General features: G+C 54.3%; 16 protein-coding genes and 1 pseudogene. 3 read left to right on the plus strand and 14 right to left on the minus strand.

Annotated elements, in window-relative coordinates:
* Positions 1-16 precede the first annotated feature (16 nt).
* Both rfbB and CCB157_RS14975 read left to right on the plus strand, forming a co-directional pair.
* Entirely contained in the window at positions 17-991 is a 975-nt protein-coding gene (gene rfbB, locus CCB157_RS14970) for a dTDP-glucose 4,6-dehydratase (protein WP_077616676.1), read from the plus strand.
* A gap of 206 nt (positions 992-1197) precedes the next feature.
* On the plus strand, positions 1198-2298 hold the full coding sequence (locus CCB157_RS14975; RefSeq protein WP_077616677.1) for a glycosyltransferase family 61 protein: 1101 nt from the start codon (positions 1198-1200) through the stop codon (positions 2296-2298).
* A gap of 189 nt (positions 2299-2487) precedes the next feature.
* Here the strand turns inward: CCB157_RS14975 and CCB157_RS14980 are convergent, their stop codons facing one another.
* From CCB157_RS14980 to CCB157_RS15010, 7 genes and pseudogenes are all read right to left on the minus strand, one after another.
* On the minus strand, positions 2488-2925 hold the full coding sequence (locus CCB157_RS14980) for a BrxA/BrxB family bacilliredoxin (RefSeq protein ID WP_143287088.1): 438 nt from the start codon (positions 2923-2925) through the stop codon (positions 2488-2490).
* Positions 2926-3157: 232 nt separating this feature from the next.
* Positions 3158-4471 carry a dihydrolipoamide acetyltransferase family protein gene (locus tag CCB157_RS14985; protein ID WP_077616678.1) on the minus strand — a complete coding sequence of 438 codons (1314 nt, stop codon included), beginning with the start codon at positions 4469-4471 and terminating at the stop codon, positions 3158-3160.
* A gap of 17 nt (positions 4472-4488) precedes the next feature.
* Positions 4489-5472, minus strand: a complete 984-nt coding sequence (locus CCB157_RS14990; protein ID WP_077616679.1) for an alpha-ketoacid dehydrogenase subunit beta — start codon at positions 5470-5472, stop codon at positions 4489-4491.
* 12 nt (positions 5473-5484) lie between these two features.
* The gene (locus CCB157_RS14995; protein WP_077616680.1) at positions 5485-6477 is read right to left on the minus strand and encodes a thiamine pyrophosphate-dependent dehydrogenase E1 component subunit alpha; all 993 of its coding nucleotides are present in this window, start codon (positions 6475-6477) and stop codon (positions 5485-5487) included.
* A 149-nt stretch (positions 6478-6626) separates the two neighbouring features.
* The gene (lpdA, locus tag CCB157_RS15000; protein WP_077616681.1) at positions 6627-8048 is read right to left on the minus strand and encodes a dihydrolipoyl dehydrogenase; all 1422 of its coding nucleotides are present in this window, start codon (positions 8046-8048) and stop codon (positions 6627-6629) included.
* 116 nt (positions 8049-8164) lie between these two features.
* Entirely contained in the window at positions 8165-9259 is a 1095-nt protein-coding gene (locus CCB157_RS15005) for a Leu/Phe/Val dehydrogenase (protein ID WP_077616682.1), read from the minus strand.
* Between the two features lie 139 nt (positions 9260-9398).
* Positions 9399-11463 (minus strand): annotated as a pseudogene (locus tag CCB157_RS15010) (sigma 54-interacting transcriptional regulator).
* A gap of 381 nt (positions 11464-11844) precedes the next feature.
* Here CCB157_RS15010 and CCB157_RS15015 point away from each other — a divergent pair.
* Positions 11845-12144, plus strand: coding sequence for a DUF2627 domain-containing protein (locus CCB157_RS15015; protein WP_077616683.1), 300 nt, complete (start codon positions 11845-11847; stop codon positions 12142-12144).
* 63 nt (positions 12145-12207) lie between these two features.
* On the opposite strand, the gene CCB157_RS15020 is transcribed toward CCB157_RS15015, so the two are convergent.
* The 7 genes from CCB157_RS15020 to CCB157_RS15055 form a co-directional block, all read right to left on the minus strand.
* Positions 12208-13620, minus strand: a complete 1413-nt coding sequence (locus CCB157_RS15020) for an amino acid permease (RefSeq protein WP_077616700.1) — start codon at positions 13618-13620, stop codon at positions 12208-12210.
* Positions 13621-14315: 695 nt separating this feature from the next.
* Complete coding sequence (locus CCB157_RS15030) at positions 14316-15401, minus strand: FUSC family protein (protein ID WP_077616685.1); 1086 nt, start codon at positions 15399-15401, stop codon at positions 14316-14318.
* 168 nt (positions 15402-15569) lie between these two features.
* Entirely contained in the window at positions 15570-16130 is a 561-nt protein-coding gene (locus CCB157_RS15035) for a GNAT family N-acetyltransferase (protein WP_077616686.1), read from the minus strand.
* A gap of 165 nt (positions 16131-16295) precedes the next feature.
* On the minus strand, positions 16296-17063 hold the full coding sequence (locus CCB157_RS15040; RefSeq protein ID WP_077616701.1) for an alpha/beta fold hydrolase: 768 nt from the start codon (positions 17061-17063) through the stop codon (positions 16296-16298).
* Between the two features lie 284 nt (positions 17064-17347).
* Positions 17348-18205, minus strand: a complete 858-nt coding sequence (locus CCB157_RS15045; RefSeq protein ID WP_077616687.1) for an alpha/beta hydrolase — start codon at positions 18203-18205, stop codon at positions 17348-17350.
* A gap of 75 nt (positions 18206-18280) precedes the next feature.
* Positions 18281-19039, minus strand: coding sequence for an alpha/beta hydrolase (locus tag CCB157_RS15050; protein WP_077616688.1), 759 nt, complete (start codon positions 19037-19039; stop codon positions 18281-18283).
* 24 nt (positions 19040-19063) lie between these two features.
* Complete coding sequence (locus tag CCB157_RS15055; RefSeq protein WP_077616689.1) at positions 19064-19630, minus strand: nitroreductase family protein; 567 nt, start codon at positions 19628-19630, stop codon at positions 19064-19066.
* Positions 19631-19640 lie beyond the last annotated feature (10 nt).

A 19640-nucleotide genomic window follows, 5' to 3' on the forward strand; every position in this document is an offset into this window, starting at 1 on the left:
GAAAGCAGGTGACCGTTTGCATCTCCTTATCACCGGCGGCGCCGGATTTATCGGCAGCCACTTTGTCCGCTATATCGTGAACCATCATCCGGACGATCATTGCGTTGTCCTCGATCGCCTGACCTATGCCGGATCGATGAACAATCTAAAAGCGATCACCGGCAAAGCGAACTGGACGTTCATTAAAGGCGACATCGCTGACGCCTCACTCGTCTCGTCCATTTTATCGGGCGAAAAAGGCCGTCAACCGATCGATGCCGTCGTCCATTTCGCCGCCGAATCCCATGTCGACCGCAGCATAAAGGAGCCCCACCCATTTATCCGAACCAACATCGTCGGCACGCACGTGTTACTGGAAAGCGCAAGGCGATATGGGGTCAAGCGATTCATCCAAATCTCGACCGACGAAGTGTACGGTTCGCTCGGCCCGGCGGGTTCTTTTGCGGAGAACTCACCGCTGTCTCCTAACAACCCTTATGCAGCGAGCAAAGCGAGCGCCGATCTTCTCGCGTTGTCTTATTGGCGCACGTACCGGCTGCCGGTCATCATTACGCGCAGTACGAACAATTACGGTTCGCATCAAAACCCGGAGAAACTCATCCCGCTCGCAGTCAGCCGTGCGTTGGCCGACGAACCGGTGACGATTTACGGAGATGGACAACACACCAGAGACTGGGTGCATGTTGAAGACCATTGCCGGGCGATCGACCTAGCATTGCGCAAGGGAGAAAACGGGGAGATCTACAACATCGGCGCCAACAACGAATGGACCAATCTCGAGCTCGTCAAACTGATCCTAAAACTATTAAACAAGGATGAATCGCTCATCACCTTTGTGGCGGATCGCCCGGGACACGACCGGCGTTATGCCATCGACTCAACGAAAATCCAAACACAGCTCGGTTGGAAACCAACCAAAAATTTCCTCCTCGGTTTAAAAGAAACCATCAACTGGTATCGGAAACATCAAAACGATTGGCGCATTGATTAAATTGCCCCCCATTCCCCCGTTCATCCCTGCTTTTGGCGGTATGACAAGCGATCAGGTTCAATCAGAGGAGGAAGATGAGCGCCAAAACGCGTAAACGGGGGGATCTAAAATGCGGACCGCCCAAAAATGTCCTTTCGCCGCTTATGGCCCGTATCGTACCCCGTCATGGAAAATGCCCCAGAGTTTGAGACAGAGAGGATGATGACATGGAAACCCCGGTCCAGTGTATAAACACTTTATACGAGTGGCTTTCCGCAAACGTTGCCGACCGTATCGGCGAATATTATCAAAAAATCTATGACGCCAGCACCATACCGACCGTTAAGCCGACGGTCATCGGCGGCGAAGTGGGGAACGCTTTTAAAGCGTCGCTTTCTTCACCCGCGGCGTTTGTCGGTGTCCTTCCGAACGGGAGAGTGTGGGGACCCTATGCGGCCATCCTCACGCCGGATAACCTCGTCGTTGCGGAGTTCTCTCATGATCCGCATCATTACCTGGACATCAAAAGTCACCCGATTTTTAAGGAGCCCGCATTATCCGAGCCCATTTATTATGATGAAACCATCGCCGTCATCGCCAGCGTCTTTAACGGCAACTATTACCATTGGTTTTTCGACGTTTTGGCTCGTATTCACCTCATCGAACGCAGCCGCATTCCGATCGACCGATATCTCATCCTCGATCAAAGCCACGCTTTCCAAAAGGCCACGCTTTCGATGATGGGGATACCGAACGAGAAAATCATGACCACTGCCCCGAATTTTCACATTCAAGCCAAACGCCTCATTCTCCCGTCGTACGATCAACCGGTCGGACACACGTCGCCGTGGGCGTGCCGCTTCTTTCGCCACACCTTTAAAACATATGTAGGCCGAAGCCGGCAATCCTTTCGCGGTTATCAGAGGATATATATCAGCCGATCGGGGGCCGCGTATCGGCGCGTCACGAACGAGAGGCTTTTGCTCCCTCTCTTGCAAAGGGCAGGTTTTAAAATCGTCCGGCCGGAAACGTACACGCTTCAAGATCAAATTTCCTTGTTTTCCCAAGCGGATGCCATTATTGGGCCGACGGGCGCGGCGCTGACGAACCTCGTCTTTTGCCGTCCGGGCACCAAGGTGGCGATCTTTCAGCCCGCCGGATTAAATGATATCTCTTATTGGGCCATCTGCAACATGCTCCAATTGCGTTGTTATTTGCTCCTCGGGCGGACCACCCCGCTTTCTGAAGTCGAAGCGGTCATGAACCTTGCAAGCTTTGAAATACAGCCTCCGCATCTCCAACAACTATTGAATATCATTTCTACGTGATTCTCTCTTAGGGAATCGCCTTGTACCTTTCATCGTGCATGATGCGACGCACCGCACACGATCAAAGCGGACTCATCATAATCCGAAGATGCTTTCGCTATCATCGTTGCGGTCTTTTCCGCAAGGGAAGACGCCCAAACAAAAAACGGCCCCTGATGCAAAGATCAGGAGCCGTTTGCCGCTCGCCCGTCAGGCTTTCGCGCAATGTTCATCGAGGAGCTCTTCCAGCCGGGCCGCCACTTCGTGGGGCTCGCGGCCTTCGATTTCATGGCGTTCAACCATGGCGACGATTTTGCCGTCTTTTAACAGGGCAAAAGACGGGGAAGACGGCGGATAGCCGACAAAGTATTCACGGGCGCGTTCGGTCGCCTCTTTGTCTTGGCCGGCAAACACCGTCACGAGCTGGTCGGGCTTGTTGTACACATTGGCCGCATAGGCCGCCGCCGGACGCGCAACACCGCCGGCGCACCCGCACGTCGAATTGATCATGACGAGGGTCGTGCCTTTTTTATTGAACGCTTCATCGACTTCCTCGGGCGTGCGCAACTCACGGTAGCCGGCTTCCGTGATTTCCCGGCGGGCGGCGTTGACGATGTCGTTCATGAAAATGTTAAAATCCATGCTCACGCGCATCATCTCCATTAACTGAATTCGCCCTTATTTTACCGCTTTTCGGAAGTTGCCGCAAAAGGTATGCAACATTCGCCAGGGCGTTTTGGCCGCACCGGAGGGTTCGCCTGTGGAAGATGGCGGCTTCGCCCGCTCATCAAGGTGCATCCCGCCGCTTGCGAATATGAACTGCCGCTTGATAAAACTCGCGGCACAGCCCGGCGGACCGGCGCTGGCCGCGAGATCCTTTTTAATAGATCGACGTGTTTTTCTCCGACATATTCTCTAAAATCTCTTTGATGCGGGCGAGGAAGCGGCCGGCGATCAAACCGTCCAGAACGCGGTGATCGATCGACAGGCAGAGATTGACCATGTCGCGGACGGCGATCATTCCTCCCTCCAAGACGACCGGGCGTTTGACAATCGATTCCACGGACAAAATCGCCGCTTGCGGATAATTGATGATCGGCTGCGACATGATCGAGCCGAACGACCCCGTGTTGTTGACGGTAAACGTGCCGCCTTGGACGTCGTCGGCGGTGAGGCGCCCGCTCCGGACTTTGGCGGCGAGCTCGGCGACGCTCTTCGCCAGCCCTTTGATGCTCAGCTCATCGGCATGTTTGATGACGGGCACGTATAGCGCGTCGTCCGTCGCGACGGCGATCGAAATATTGATGTCCTTTTTCTCGATGATTTTATCGCCCGCCCACGTGCTGTTCATGCGCGGGAATTCGCGAAGCGCTTCGACCGTCGCTTTGATGAAAAACGGCAAAAACGTCAGGCTGAAGCCTTCTTTCCGCTTAAATTCCTCTTTTATCTTATTCCGGTAAGCGACGAGATCCGTGACGTCGACTTCAACCATCGTCCAGGCGTGCGGCGCTTCGTGTTTGCTCCGCACCATGTTGGCCGCGATGGCGCGGCGCACGGGAGTGACCGGAATTTCCACATCGCCTGGTGCCGCTTGAACCGCGGCCGGCTTGGGCGCCTCTTCTTTCGCCGCCCGAGCTTCATGGACAGCAGGCGTGACCGGCGCGGATTTCGGAGCGGACGGTGCGGCAGCGGTTTCGGACGCGGCCGGCTCATCCGCTTTTTTCGGCGCCGTACCGGACTCGATGAGCTTCAGCAGATCTTTTCGGGTAATGCGCCCGCCCTTGCCGGTGCCTTCCACCTTCTCCAGATCGATGTGATGTTCCTGGGAGAGCCGGAGCACCGCCGGCGAGTAGCGCCGCTTCATCGGCTTTTCGTCATTCGCTTCGGCGTCTTTGGCGGCTGCATCCGCCCCGGCCGAAGCGGCCGGTTCATCGACGCCGGCGGCCGGCTGATCGACTGTTTCAATCAGGCACATGACCTCGCCGACGGCAAGCGTGTCGCCTTCGGAGGCGACGAGCTCTTTTATTCGGCCCGTAAAAGACGAGGGGACTTCGGAATTGACTTTATCGGTCGTGACTTCGGCAATCGGATCGTATTTTTTGACTTCGTCGCCGACTTGGACGAGCCATCGTTCGATCGTGCCTTCGGTCACGCTTTCCCCCAGTTGGGGCATCAAGATTTTTTCAATGGCCATTTGTTGCCCTCCCATCCTCAGAATTCCGCCAATTCGCGCATCGCCCGTTCGATTTTTTCAGGATTGATCATGAAAAATTTTTCCATCGTCGGCGCATAAGGCATGGCGGGCACGTCGGGCCCCGCGAGCCGCTTGATCGGGGCATCGAGGTCGAACAGACAATGTTCCGCAATGACGGCCGCCACTTCGCTGATAACGCTGCCTTCTTTATTGTCTTCGGTGACCAGCAGCACTTTTCCCGTTTTGGAGGCCGCCTCGATGATCGCCTCTTTATCGAGCGGATAGACGGTCCGCAGGTCGAGGATGTGGGCCGATATGCCCTCTTCAGCCAATTTTTCCGCGGCCTGCAAGGCAAAATGGACGCACAAGCCGTAAGTGATGACGGTGATGTCGTCGCCTTCGCGCTTCACGTCCGCCTTCCCGATCGGCAAGGTGTAATCGTCTTCGGGAACTTCCCCTTTGATCAAACGATAAGCACGTTTATGCTCGAAAAAGAGGACGGGGTCGTTCGAACGGATCGCCGCTTTGAGAAGCCCCTTGACGTCGTATGGCGTCGAAGGCATGACGATCTTTAAGCCGGGGACATTCGCAAAAATCGCTTCGACGGACTGCGAGTGGTAAAGCGCGCCGTGCACACCGCCGCCGTAAGGGGCGCGAATCGTCAGCGGAACGCTCCAATCGTTGTTCGACCGATAGCGGATTTTCGCGGCTTCGGAAATGATTTGGTTCGTCGCCGGCAGAATGAAATCGGCAAACTGCATTTCGGCGATCGGGCGCATGCCGTACATGGCAGCGCCGATCGCCACGCCGGCTATGGCCGATTCCGTGAGCGGCGTATCGATGACGCGCTGTTCGCCGAACTGTTCGATCAATCCGGCGGTCGCCCGAAACACGCCGCCCCGGACGCCGACGTCCTCTCCCATGACAAAGACGTTTTCGTCGCGCTCCATCTCTTCCTTGATCGCCTGGGTGACTGCTTCGATGTATGAAAGAACCGGCATGGGTTTCCCCTCCTATTCCTCATAAACATATTTCAACGCCGATTCGGGCTCCGCATACGGCGCTTGTTCCGCATAGTCCGTCGCTTCGTCGACGATGGCGTCCACGCGTTCGTTGATCGCTTGATCTTTTTCCTCGGTCAACGCGCCGGTTTCCAGCAAATAGTTTCTGAAGAGGTAAAGGCCGTCTTTTTTCTTCGCCTCTTCCACCTCTTCCTTCGTCCGGTAGGTCATGTCGTCATCATCGGACGAATGCGGCGTCAGCCGGTAGCAGATCGTCTCGATGAGCGACGGGCCTTCCCCGTTGCGCGCGCGTTCAACCGCTTTTTTCACGACTTCATAGACGGCGAGCGGATCGTTGCCGTCGACGGTCGCCCCGAACATGCCGTAACCGACGGCGCGGTCGGACACGCGTTCGCAGGCGAGCTGTTTCTTGATCGGTACGGAAATCGCATATTGGTTGTTTTCACACATGAAGATGACCGGCAATTTATGGACGCCGGCAAAGTTCGCGGATTCATGGAAATCGCCTTGGTTGGATGAGCCTTCCCCGAACGTGGCGAGCGAAACGATGTTTTCGCCTTTCATCCTGGCGGCGAGCGCCACGCCGACCGCATGGGCGACCTGCGTGGTCACCGGAGAGGATTGCGTTAAAATCCGCAGCTTTTTACTGCTGAAGTGGCCGGGCATTTGCCGGCCGCCGGAGTTTGGATCTTCCGCTTTCGCAAACGCCGACAGCATCAAATCGCGCGCCGTCATGCCGAAAGCGAGCACCATGCCCATGTCGCGATAATACGGAGCGATGACATCTTTCGTACGGTCGAGCGCGTAAGCCGCGCCGACTTGCGCCGCCTCTTGCCCTTGACACGAGATGACAAACGGGATCTTTCCGGCGCGGTTCAATTTCCACATGCGCTCGTCGATTTTGCGCGCAAGCAGCATCGTTTCGTACATCTCAACGACCGTCTCATCCGACAAACCAAGCGACTCATGACGGTTTTTCCCCATCTTTTAAACCCTCCTCACGGCTTCAAAATATATGAAACTCCTCGCGGCGACCCGCCGCCTTTTCTCGTTTTCATGCGGCTCGCCGACGCTGGTTTTTGATCCTCAGTCCGCATTTTCGCGCAAGATGCCGTGCGGACCAGGAATGCCTTTTAAGCGTGAATGGCCCGGCCGTAAACGTCAAGCGCCGCCTCGCCCATGATTTCCGAGAGCGTCGGATGCGGATGGATCGTCTCGGCGATCTCAAGCGGCGTCGCGTCAAGCAAGCGGGCGAGCGCGGCTTCGGAAATCATGTCGGTGACATGGGGACCAAACATGTGCACGCCGAGGCAGTCATCCGTGCGTTTATCTTGGACGATCTTGACGAATCCGTCCGCTTCCCCGTAGACGAGCGCTTTCCCGATCGCTTTAAAAGAAAATTTGCCGACCTTCACGTCGTAGCCTTTTTCCTTCGCTTCCTGTTCGGTCAGGCCGATCGATGCCGCTTCCGGACGCGTGTAAATGCAGCGCGGCACCATGGTCGGATCGAGCGGTTCGGTCGCCAGGCCGGCGATGTGTTCCACCGCTTTAATGCCTTCGTGCATCGCGACGTGGGCGAGCTGCAGGCCGCCGATGACGTCGCCGATCGCGTAAATATGCGATTCGGCCGTTTGGTAATGGGCATTGGTGACAATATAGCCGCGCTCCGTTTTCACGGCGGTGTTGTCCAGCCCAATGTCGTCCGTATTGGGCGCCCGGCCGACCGAGACGAGCATTTTTTCCGCCGAGAAGGCCTGCCTTTCGCCATTGATTTCCGCTTCAACGGCCACTTGTTCACCTTTTTTCAGCGTCTCCGGCAAGACTTTCGCCGACGTGACGACCTTAACGCCGCGTTTTTCCAGATGCTGTTTCAACGCCGCGCTGATATCCGGGTCTTCTGTGGGAACGAGGCGGTCGGCATATTCCAGCACCGTGACGGAAACGCCGAAGTCGCTGAACATGGACGCCCATTCGACGCCGATGACGCCGCCGCCGACGATGAGGATGGACGCCGGCAATTCCGTCAAATGGACCGCTTCATCCGAGGTGATGATCTGAACGCCGTCGCTCTCCAAGCCGGGAAGCAGGCGGGGCCGCGAACCGGTCGCGATGATCAGATGCTCCGGCACCAAAATGTCGTTCTCTTGTCCGTTTTCATATTCAACGGAGACCGCGCCGGCAAGGGGCGAAAAAATCGACGGGCCGAGCAGGCGGCCGTAGCCGTGGTAGACATCGATTTTCCCTTTCTTCAGCAAATACTTTACACCATTGTGCAGCTGGTTGACGATGGCATTTTTTCTTTCCTGCGCCTTCCCGAAATCGACGGTCACCCCGGATGTGACGACGCCATACTTCTCGGCGTCTTTCACCGTGGCGTACACCTCGGCGCTTCTGAGCAGCGCCTTGCTCGGGATGCAGCCGCGGTGCAGGCAAGTCCCGCCCAGCGGGCCGCATTCGACGACCGCCGTTTTCAACCCGAGTTGGGAGGCGCGGATCGCCGCCACATAACCGCCGGTTCCCCCGCCGAGGATCACGAGATCATAGGATTTCGCCATTTTGACACGCTCCTTCGCCAAGCGTTACATAAAAAAAGAATTCGGTGCGGGTAAACGCCCGCCGTCCGGACGGAGGAGCATCCGAGCGCGAACGACGGCGCCTTCCCGCACAGCCTTTATCGTCTGTTCAGCAAGCTTTTTTCGTTCTTCAGGAACGTGCTGCGCGCGTTTTTCATCTTGGCGATCCGTTCTTCGGCAAGCCGGTCGGCGGCTTTATACGTCGGGATGCCTTCGCGCGCGGAAATCTCGAAGATTTCCAACAAGCGATCATAGAGGCCTTCGACTTTTTTCAACGCCCGCTCTCGGTTGTAGCCGAGCAGCTCGTCCGCGACATTGATGACGCCGCCGGCGTTGATGACATAGTCCGGCGCATAAATAATGCCTTTTTCGTGGAGGATGTCGCCGTGGCGTTCATCCTTCAACTGATTGTTGGCGCTGCCGGCGACGACTTTCGCTTTCAGCTGCGGAATCGTTTCGTCGTTGATGACCGCGCCGAGCGCGCACGGTGAGAAAATGTCGCAATCCACGCCATAGATGTCTTTCGGATCGACGGCCTTGGCGCCGAAGGCTTCCACGGCTCGTTTGACGGCTTCTTCATTAATATCCGTGACGATCAAGCGGGCGCCTTCCTTATGCAGATGTTCCAGGAGCGCGTAAGCGACGTGGCCGACGCCTTGAACGGCGATGGTTTTCCCTTCAAGGGAATCCGAACCGAACGCCACCTTCGCGGCCGCTTTCATGCCTTTATAGACGCCGTAAGCGGTTACCGGGGACGGGTTGCCCGACGAACCGAATTCGGCGGAAATGCCGGTGACATAATCGGTTTCTTCGTGGATGATATCCATGTCTTCAACCGTCGTTCCCACGTCTTCGGCGGTGATGTAACGGCCGTTTAAGCCTTGGATGAAGCGGCCGAGCGCGCGGAACATCGCCTCGTTTTTGTCCTTTTTGGGATCGCCCATGATGACCGTTTTCCCGCCGCCGAGATTCAGGCCGGCGACGGCGTTTTTATACGTCATGCCGCGGGCGAGGCGAAGCGCATCTTCAATCGCGGCTTCTTCCGATTCATACGTCCACATTCTTAAACCGCCAAGCGCCGGGCCAAGGGTCGTATCGTGAATGCAAATGAACGCCTTCAGCCCCGATTCCCTGTCTTGGCAGAAGATGAGTTGTTCGTAATCGTATTTCTCCATGTATTTCATGATTTCCATAAGAAAGACCTCCTTTGGTTCTCATGGCCGCAGAATCGACCGCTAAGGTTCCTAGTGCAAAAAACGTTCCAAAGCGAACCCTTAATGTAAGCGCTTTATTTTCCATATGGACGCATGAAAAATTTTGCGCATATGCAGGTTATTGCAAGCCAGAACGTTCAATGCCGAGCTTATCCAATTTATAGTATAGATTTCGGACCGACAGGCCGAGCGCTTTTGCGGTTTTTGTTTTGTTATAATCATGATCCTTTAACGCTTTCTGTATAATTTCTCTTTCATAGGCGGTGACAAGATCGGCCAGCCGGGACGGCGGCCTTTCAGCACCCGGGGCCATCCGCGGGCTTTCAAGTGCCGCTTTAAAGTCGAGCGGCGGCAGATGACGGGCTTCGACGCGCGTCTCATGGACGGCCATGCGAATGACGGCGCGTTCCAATATATTTTCCAATTCCCTGACGTTGCCTGGCCAATCATAGGCGATCAGCCCATCGACCGCTTCAGGGGCAATATCCCATACATGCCTTCCGAAATCGCGGTTGATTTTATTCAACAAATGCTTGGCGAGAGGCGGAATATCTTCTTTGCGCTGCCTGAGAGGAGGAATGAAGATGGGCAGGCGATTGAGGCGATAATAGAGATCTTCGCGAAACGTGCCTTCCGCCATGCGCTTCTCCAGATTCACGTTCGTCGCGGCGATGACCCGGACATCGACCGGGACGGGCTTCGTCCCGCCGACGCGGACGATTTCCTTCTCTTGCAAAACCCTGAGCAATTTCGCTTGCATCCGCGGGGACAGTTCGCCGATTTCATCCAAAAAAATACTTCCGCCATGCGCTTCCTCAAAAAATCCGCGCTTGCCGCCCTTTTTCGCTCCGGAAAAGGCGCCTTCATCATATCCGAACAGTTCGCTTTCCAAAAGGGATTCGGAAAGCGCCGCGCAATTAACCCTGACGAATTTTTTATAACGTCGCGGGCTCGCGTTGTGAATCGCATGGGCGAACAGCTCTTTCCCGGTGCCCGACTCTCCGCGGAGCAAGACCGTAATCGGCGTGCCGGCGGCCGACTTCGCCTGGTCGATCGCCCATCGCATCGCTTCGGAGACCGCGATGATATCGTCGAAGGTATATTTCGCCTCCAAGGAGCGGATCAATTGGCGCGCGCTGGAGCTCATCGGTTAAAGCCGTGATCTCGGTCATATCTTGGATGATGGCGACGCTCCCCTTGATCGCGCCGTCGACGACGATCGGGGCGACATTGACGACGACATCGCGTTTCGCTTGTCCGACTTTCATGCGCGCCCCCCGCACCGGCTTGCCGGTCTTGAGCACTTTCATGTGCATGCTTTCGCCTTCGGAAATGTCGATCGTCGCGGGCTTGCCGATGACCTCTTTTTCCGTCAGACCCGTCAATCGCGTATAAGCCGGATTGATGAGGATGCCGTTGCCGTTTTCATCGACGACGGAAATCGCCTCTTCCGCCGACTGAATGATCGCGTTCAGCATCGTCTGAACGGCGCGCAAATCCGTGATTTCGTCCGCAAGCTTTTCGACGTCGGTGATGTCTTTGAAAACGGCAAACGCGCCGCGCGGCCGGCCTTGTTCGTCCAAAATCGGCAACCGCGTCGTGATGATCGTTTTCCCGTTGTTTAATGATTGCTGGCGATTGATCTCCGGTTGTCCGGTATGTAACAGGCGTGGAAGCTCGGTGGTCGGAATGACGTCTTGTACGTGTCGGCCGATGACGTCAGCGCGCTTCAAACCCATGATGGTTTCGGCGCTCGGATTGAACAGCGTCACGATGCCGCGGGCATCGATGGCCACCATGCCGTCGTGCGTCAAATTGAGGATGAGCCGCTCCAGCTCAGATTGTTCTTTGAGCTTGCGGATCAGTTTCTCCTTGTCGTTCATCAAAGCGGCGACCGCGCGGACGATGTTGTACGGAATGACCGCCGTTGAAGAGGGAATGCGGCGGATAAGCTCGTCATCGATGGCGTCCGTCGCCGCGTTCACCGCGATGTCCAAAGCCGGACGAATATAAGGCAACCATGACGTATCGGTGGCGATTCCCTTTTTCGCGGCGTATTTTAAAGCCGGCGCGCGCGGATTTTCATCGACGACGCAAACGATGCGCACCGACTTTTCCGCCTCAAGCGTCTTCAGCAACTGCAAGCCGTGGACACCGCCTCCGATGATCAGAACCGATTTCAATCGCATCACCTGACTTGGAAAGAAAACCAGCGCAAACTGTGCCCCGGCGGTTGACCGGCCGCCGAAACGGACTTTTCCCTCGCACCAAAGGCTTCCCACATTCCGATGACGTTTCACCGCGCTTCCGCTCCCAGCGCAGATGCACCTGCCGTGGTGAACCCTGTCACGAAACGGACGCTGCCGCGCATTCAAGCGAATATCGACGCTGCAGGATATCAAAAGCTAAGATTTTCATCCTTATTTTAACCAACTTTTCCACTCGGCACAATTGGACAGTCCCCATGAACTTCGTTAGAATTAAGGATCAGATAGAAGAATTAAAATGAGCATCGGTCAGGCGACCTTTCAAACGACGGTCGCAACCGTAAAGGAAGTGCCGTTATGTCGCGAGTTATCGCATTGCTCTCGCTCGTCATCCCCGGCGCGATCGCGGCTGCGGGCGTAAAACTCATGCGCGATACGGTTTTTGATATTCTCCACTCGCCCTTTCCGTGGCTTTGGCTGCAATTTCTGGCCGGCCTGGTGATGTTCGGCGCCGGCGTCTCGTTCATCGGAGGCTGGGTGGCCTACCGCGACCGGAAACATCATTACTCGTATCGAAACCGCCAGCCGCGGCGGAACGGCCGCCGTCGGGAAAACGCTCCCGATATCGATAAAAACAGGGAAACGCGCGATCTTTAGCGAAGATAGCGCGTTTTATAATGCTCACCTCTTCATGGACCAAACAACGTCACGGCGCACGGCTCAACCGTTGCGCGCTTCCGGTTTATCCAACGAAGCGACGGGATCAAACCGGCACTCCTGCAAAGGGATGACCTTGGTCTTCTTAATAAACTTGTAACCGAACCACAGAATTAAAAACAGCGGGATGCCGAGATAGGCAGCGGTGACGTCCATCCAATTGATATGTCCGCTTAAGAAAGCCTGATAATCTTGGGCCAAAATGACGATCAAGCAAACGATGAAGGCAAAGATCGGTCCGAAGGGATACCACTTCGCCCGGTACGGCAACTCTTCAAGGGATCGCCCCTGAGCGACGTACGCTTTGCGGAACCGATAATGGCTGATGGCGATGCCGATCCAAAAGATGAACCCCGTAATCCCTGAAGCATTCAACAACCAAATGTATATTTTTCCGCTCCCGTATATGGAGGCGAGAAAGGCGAGCATGCCGATGACCGTCGTCGTAATGAGCGACCAAATCGGGACGCCGCGTCTGTTCACCTTTGCGAAAAATTTCGGCGCCTGCCCGTCTTCGGCCATCGCATAGAGCATCCGCGTCGAGGCGTAAAGGCTCGAGTTGCCCGCGGACAAGACGGCCGTCAAGATGACGGCATTCATGACGGAAGCCGCAAACGCGAATCCGGCGCGTTGAAAGACGATGGTGAACGGGCTGACCATGACGTCCGAACTCAACAGATTTTTATTTGTATAAGGAATCATGAGACCGATTACGGCAATGGCCAGAATATAGAAAAGCAAGATCCTCCAAAAAATCGTGCGGATCGCTTTCGGGATGTTCACTTTCGGATCTTCGCTTTCCCCGGCCGCGACGCCGACGATTTCCGTCCCCTGAAACGAAAAACCGGCGATCAAAAACACGCTGAGCACGGTGGACACCCCGCCGACAAAAGGCGCGTCGCCCGTCGTGAAGTTTTTAAATCCGACCCCTTCACCGCCGATGATGCCGACGATCATGAGCAAACCGACAACGATGAAAATGATGACGGTAGCCACTTTAATGAACGAAAACCAATATTCCCCTTCGCCGTATCCCCTGACGGACAAGTAATTTAACGAAAAGAGCAAAATCAAGAACAGCAAGCTCCATAAAAATGGGGACCCGTGCGGAAACCAAAATTTCATGATGACGGCGGCGGCCGACAGTTCGGCGGCGAGCGTAATCGCCCAGCTGTACCAATAATTCCAGCCGAGCGCAAAACCGAGCGCCGGGTCGATGAACCGCGTGGCATACGTGCTGAAGGAACCGCTTACAGGCATGTAAGCAGCCAGTTCGCCGAGGCTCGTCATGATGAAATAAACCATGATGCCGGTGATGAGATAGGCAACCAACGCGCCGCCCGGCCCGGCATCATGCACGGTCGCTCCGCTTCCCAGAAACAGGCCGGTGCCGATCGCGCCGCCGAGGGAAATCATGGTGAGGTGCCGCGCTTTTAACCCTCTCTTCAATTTTTCTGCCGCTGCCAACTTTTTCACATTCCTTTCATATCAATTTTCTTATCAATCCGATAATTTATTATACTAAGAAATCTGGAGCGTGTCGATAGCGCGGAGTAATTTACATATTCCTCCATCTTTGCCTCAGCAGCGGCAGCAAACATGCCGATGTCGCCAGCGATAGGCCGGCCATGTTTCACCGTTGTTAAAAGGCCTGCGCTTACCCTATTTCCGATTCATCGTTTGACTGCCGACCCTGTACCACTCACTTTTTACGGATAGAATGCTTGCCCATTCAACAAGCTTTCCTCTGATATCGACCATGAAAACGGACAAAGGCGCCCGATCGAGCGTTGTGCACCGCCGCCGATGCACGAAGCGTTGGCATTGCCGTCCGGCCCTTCCGCCCATTCTTTGTGAGGATCTAAAAGTCTATTGAAACAAATGATAACCGATGAAACGCGCCCGATCACTAGGAATATTTTGGTATCCTTTTGCAACGCCCGCTCTTTTCTCCGTGCCGAAAATTCCCTATTAAACTTGCGCTCCGCATTGCAAATGGAAAGCTGGCTCCGCGCTTTCCGGCGCCATTCCGGCCGCTTGCTGTCGGCCAAACGGGTATGCCCCCGTTCGGCTGAATGTGAAAACCAGGAAACGCCTCGGCCTTCCTCATTTTATTTTTTGGCGGTTTTCTGTCTTTTTTCTCCCACCGTCCACAGCCAATAACCGAAAACAAGGGCGATGATGCAACCGACCAACGTATAGATCAGCCGGTCGACCATCAGATCAAAAGAAATCTGCTTCCCGCGATTGAGCAAAATAAATAGCAAAGGCGTCATGGCCATCGAATAAACGGCATAATTTCGCACTTTTAAATAACGGCGGACACCGCCGATGCACGCGACGATGAGGACCAGCCACGGCATCGAAACCGGAAACGCCAATACCGCGGCGCCGAGCAAAACGCCGAAAAACGTACCGGCAGCGCGTTGAAAAATGCGTGAAGTCCCGTTCGCCGCGTTTCTTTGCAGCACCAACACAATGGTCAGGCTGATCCAATAGGCATGCGGAGACTTTAACAACAATTGGATGCCCTGGGCGAGGCTCAAACATAAAACCAAACGGATCGGATAGGACCACGCCCGGAAGGTTTTCAATCTGACCAGCCAGTATTTCATTTGCGCATGAAAATCCGCCTTTGAATCATGGACAGATAGCGACCGGTGCGACGATTCCTTTTTCATATTGGGAAAAAATAAAGAGATCAAAGCCGCCCAAACAGCGCCTAAAGAAGAAAACAAACCGATCCAAAGCGGATGGGCCTGTGTCGGCAGGGATATCCCCGTGCCGATCATAAAGAAAATCGCAAATCGGACGCTGTTGGCGGCCAATGTCCGATTGATGCCGCCCGCCAAAGCCACCAAACCGTTCATCACAACCAAAATAAGACTGGCCGTTAACGAATGATGTGGCCCGACCCACGCGCCCAAACTCGTTGCCGCAAATCCCGTGAAAACGACGCGCGCATAGTAGGTAACGGCCGCCTTTAAAGGAACATCACCATCGGGCGGAACAATAAAAAGACTGCCGAGGGCAATGATGAAGCCGATTTCCGCTCGGCCGACGAGCGCGCCAAACACAAGCGGCAAAGCCGTTCCCAAAGCGGCTGAAACCATTTGCCATTTAGGAACCGGCGCCGAACGATCCCATTGCCAAAGGCCATCAAAAAGAGGCCTTCTGTTCCCCGCTTCTTGTTTCATCTCATTCCTCCAATCTCTTTCAGCCAAATATCCTTCCCTTTACAGAAGCATGATCCGGCGTCGCACCAACACGCCTTGAATGACAATCGGCTTTTGTTTCCCGTGAAGCCGACCGAACCGATTGTCCCATTGCCATCCAAATATCCAAAGGCCACGGGTAAAACCGAATCATTTGACCTTCGCGTATATGCAAGTGTCTCTGAGCCCCGTGCCATCCACAGAAACGGCGTCATTCTTTAAAATGCCTTCCAATGTAAACCCTAAGCGTTCGGGGATTTTGCGGCTTTTGACGTTTTTGGAATCGCACCGGATTTCGACCCGGCGCGCTTTCAATTCATTAAACGCAAAATCGGTAATGCCTTGGACCGCTTCGGTCATGTATCCCTTTCCGCTGTAACGGCTGTCAATCCAATAGCCGATTTCAAACTTCGGAACATGCCAATCGATCCGATGCAATCCCGATGAAGCGATAAACGCGCCGGAATCCCTATGAAAGACGTGCAGACGCAAATCCTCGCGATTCAAGAATTTTATGTAAGCCTCTCTAATATTGATTTCAACTTGTTGTTCCGACGGCTCCTGCTGGGCAAACGGCAGCCACGGCTTGAGCTCGGCAAGCGATGCTTTGATGGCAGCAAACACCGCTTTCCCATCTCCGGGTTTAGGCATCCGGATGAGCAAGCGTTCGGTATAAAACTCCGTCGGAAATTCAAGCAATAAAGGATTCATAGAAAAACACTCCACATCTATTTTTTTCGATTGTACAAGATTTGACCTCTGAAAATAACCCTTTCCGGCATTCTCGATTGAGTAAAATGGAAGATTTTGATTTAATCAGTCTTTCCCCAACTTCAACGCAAGCGCTTTGCGGTGCGAACAAACAACACAGGGTTGTTATTGTTCGTTTTGGCGGAAAAATGCAATAATGCCGTGGTGGTCCGAATAACAAGCGCCGTTTGGATCGTGCCCGACTCCTTGAGCGATCTCCAAAGCGATTGGCAATTTGTGTTTCATCCGTAACGCCGCGAACGGCAAGGCATTGATTTCCGCGGGAACATTTTCGTCTCCCGTACCGTGCCAAATTTTGCAGGGAACGGGGGCTAACGCAAGGTTTTCAAGAGCAAACGTTTCGTCAATATATGTATCTACGGTACGATAATCCCTTTCATGCGCTGAAGCAATCGCGTGCCCCATCGGGTCATCCATGCCTAAATGATTCTTCTTTATGTAATCATTTTCGTATTTTCTTTGGTCTTTGACGTTTAAAAGCGGCTGGGAAAAGGCGACGGATCGAACAAAATCAACGTTTTTCATCAACCTTAAAGCGAGCAAGCCGCCCATGCTAATGGCAAACAGATGAACGGACTCATGAATTCCCGTTTCTTTAACCATATACTCATGGAGATGTTTGATGTCTTGGAGGGCTTTATCATTTCCGAAGTTCGCCCCGTGCGCATTGGAATAACCGAGCGTATACCCTTCCGCCAACAGAGCGTTGAATAATGCCCTTTTATTTACATCTTCATGCCAGTCGCTGCTGTTGTTTGACACAAAGGCCGTCGACCCGCCTAAAAAAATGACGCCATAACCATTTGAAGGCTCAGGTTGCCCGATGTAGGCCCATTGGCCGTCAAGATTGACAAACCGTTCCGCAACAGCCATCATTCTCATTCCTTTCTTTTTATTCCCACCCCTACCGCAATTATATAAATTTGGTATTTTATCCTCTAACCAATCATGCCGTCCATTTCACCAATTAAAGATATAAGGAAACCACCCGCGCATGATGCGGGTGGTTCTGAAACGTCGGCCCTCCCTCCCTCGATATGGCGTGTGGGGGTTGCCTTATATGCCTTTGGATTTTTGTAAGCCATAAAAATGCGCTTCAGGCACGGACGTGAGGCGGCACATCATCGGTGATCAGCCTTTTGCGGTCAGCCCAGCCTTCATCTTCTCGTCGCGAAGCGCACGGCGCGGCTGATCAAGGCCGGCAATACCGATACGTGGCCTTCGCCTTCAAATTCTTTAAACTCCACGTAGACGCCGCGGTCGGCGAGGGCGGAAAGACGATCGGCAAGCGCCTTCGTATTGTCATTGATGCGGCTCTGATGATGCTTCTCCAGCTCTCCTACCGCCAGCAAAATTTCCACATTCAGCGCTTCCCGTTCCAAACGGGACACAAATTGTCGCTCCGCTTCGAAAAGCCGCCGCTTGTTCCAATGAATGGATGGACTGCCCGCGATATACGTCCGGAAAGCCGTCGGTTTGGTGAAAAGCACATGCAGCGCAAAAAGCCCGCCAAGCGAATGACCAAAGAGCGCTTGCCTCTTGTTGTCAATTTTGAACTCGCCTTCGATCACCGGTTTCAATTCCTCTTCAATAAATGCTAAGAATGCTTCCGCCCCTCCGATTTCCGGCCATGCGCTGCCATCCGGTCTGGTTGGCAGTTCGGTAGCGGGGACCGGCAGCGTAAAATCATAAAAGCGGCCGGGAGCGAACGGCGTTTCCTCCGGATAACCGATGCCGACGATGACGGCGGGTACGACTCCCGTCTTCTCCGGCCGTCTGGCTTGGACGCGCACCGCCTCCACCATCGTCCCAAACACGGCATTGGCATCGAGCAAATAGATGACCGGAAAGCCCGAGGGAGGCGGCTCGCCGTCCGGCCGGGCCACAAAGATTCGATATTCGCGGTTTCCGGCGCGCGAATGCATCAAGCGCTGTTCAGTCCGTGGGAGGGTGACCGCGCGGCCGGCGGCATCGTTGACCGCCATGGCGGTCTGTTCAATTTTTTGGCGTGCCACCGCTCATTCCCCCTCTCAATCTTTATTGGTGCGCGATAATCGCGGGTGGACGCATCCCATTTGCAGACCTACTGGTCAACCCTCGGTTTCGTTTGTATACAACCATTTCACCGATTCAGGGAACCGTCTGGAAAAAATTTTGAGGTCATGCGGGGCGCCTTCTTCTATGACGAACCGCAATGTTTCTTTTGTCAATCCGTTATTCTTCAATATGGTATAGGCTTCTTTCGTTTTTGAAACCATGTCTTTCTGGATGGTCCGCTTCCCGATTCCCTCGATCCTTCCCACATCCATATAAATTTTCAATCCGGTCGCTACGGTTTTCGCTTGCATAAAATCGATGAACCCTTCGTACCAAAACGATCCGGATATCGAACCGATTTTTCCGAAGACATCGGGGTACAAATAAGCGGCATACATGGAAATCAGCCCTCCGAGCGACGCTCCGATCATTCCCGTTTGCTGCCGGCGGCTGTCCGTCTTGAATTCACTATCTATATAAGGTTTTAAGTCCTCCACAAGAAACGAAAGATAGCGGAAGCCCAATCCGCCAAAATCGCCAAATTTGTCGGATAGCGCTTTTGCAGGCCACGGCGTATATTCATCCAGCCGATTTTTCGGCTTAATGCCAATCAGCAACAACTCTCCCAGTTCACCGAGGGCGAACATGCGCTCCAACCGCGCTAAGGAATGGTTTTGGCGGGGATCGAATAAGTCTCCGCCATCCTGAACATAAACAACCGGAAAGTTCGCTCGGCTTGTTTCGTAAGAGGGAGGCAGATAAATGAAAAGCTCCCTTCCTCTAAAGGATTCCGTCACCACTATGCCGTCCATCTCGTTCCTCCTTCGCCCCAATCATCAAGCCCGATCGAAGACCGTGGTCAACTGAACCGCCGGAATTCTGGGTTGCGCAGGCGGAATCTTGGCAGGATAGCCGATATGAAGATTGCCCACCGCCTTTTCCCCGGGCAGGATTCCCATTGTTTCCCGGAAGATGGGATCATGCAACCATCCGTACGTCTCCCATACCATGCCGATCCCCCTTTCCCAAGCCAACAAACTCAAGTTGTGGATCACGCAACTGGTCGACGCATAATCTTCTTCCCGAACACCCAGGTTGGGATCTTGCTTCATCACAACCGTCAAAATCATCGGAATGGACATGATCTTGTTATAAAACTTTTTCCCGACGCCTTTCTTTTTGTCTGGATCGGCTTCCCTGTTCTCTTTGATTTTCCGCACTGCCTCGGCGATCTTCCTGCGCCCTTCACCATAAGTGAGGATGAAGCGCCACGGTTGCGTCAGGCGGTGATTGGGCACCCAAATGGCGGCCTCCAGCCATTCCATCACGAGTTCGGGGGAGATGGGACGATCTTCGAACACATGAATCGACCGGCGTTCCCGCATCAATTGGCTAAGTTCCATTTCCATCCTC

Origin of the sequence: Caenibacillus caldisaponilyticus (assembly GCF_002003465.1) — a bacterium.
GTDB classification, from domain to species: domain Bacteria; phylum Bacillota; class Bacilli; order Bacillales; family Sporolactobacillaceae; genus Caenibacillus; species Caenibacillus caldisaponilyticus.

Bases quoted from the DNA above. Each gene is read 5' to 3' on its own strand.
- CCB157_RS14975 (WP_077616677.1), top strand. From the start codon at position 1,198: ATGGAAACCCCGGTCCAGTGTATAAACACTTTATACGAGTGGCTTTCC.
- CCB157_RS14985 (WP_077616678.1), bottom strand. From the start codon at position 4,471: ATGGCCATTGAAAAAATCTTGATGCCCCAACTGGGGGAAAGCGTGACC.
- CCB157_RS14990 (WP_077616679.1), bottom strand. From the start codon at position 5,472: ATGCCGGTTCTTTCATACATCGAAGCAGTCACCCAGGCGATCAAGGAA.
- CCB157_RS14995 (WP_077616680.1), bottom strand. From the start codon at position 6,477: ATGGGGAAAAACCGTCATGAGTCGCTTGGTTTGTCGGATGAGACGGTC.
- lpdA (WP_077616681.1), bottom strand. From the start codon at position 8,048: ATGGCGAAATCCTATGATCTCGTGATCCTCGGCGGGGGAACCGGCGGT.
- CCB157_RS15005 (WP_077616682.1), bottom strand. From the start codon at position 9,259: ATGGAAATCATGAAATACATGGAGAAATACGATTACGAACAACTCATC.
- CCB157_RS15015 (WP_077616683.1), top strand. From the start codon at position 11,845: ATGTCGCGAGTTATCGCATTGCTCTCGCTCGTCATCCCCGGCGCGATC.
- CCB157_RS15020 (WP_077616700.1), bottom strand. From the start codon at position 13,620: ATGATTTCCCTCGGCGGCGCGATCGGCACCGGCCTGTTTCTGGGAAGC.
- CCB157_RS15030 (WP_077616685.1), bottom strand. From the start codon at position 15,401: ATGAAACAAGAAGCGGGGAACAGAAGGCCTCTTTTTGATGGCCTTTGG.
- CCB157_RS15035 (WP_077616686.1), bottom strand. From the start codon at position 16,130: ATGAATCCTTTATTGCTTGAATTTCCGACGGAGTTTTATACCGAACGC.
- CCB157_RS15040 (WP_077616701.1), bottom strand. From the start codon at position 17,063: ATGGCTGTTGCGGAACGGTTTGTCAATCTTGACGGCCAATGGGCCTAC.
- CCB157_RS15050 (WP_077616688.1), bottom strand. From the start codon at position 19,039: ATGGACGGCATAGTGGTGACGGAATCCTTTAGAGGAAGGGAGCTTTTC.
- CCB157_RS15055 (WP_077616689.1), bottom strand. From the start codon at position 19,630: ATGGAACTTAGCCAATTGATGCGGGAACGCCGGTCGATTCATGTGTTC.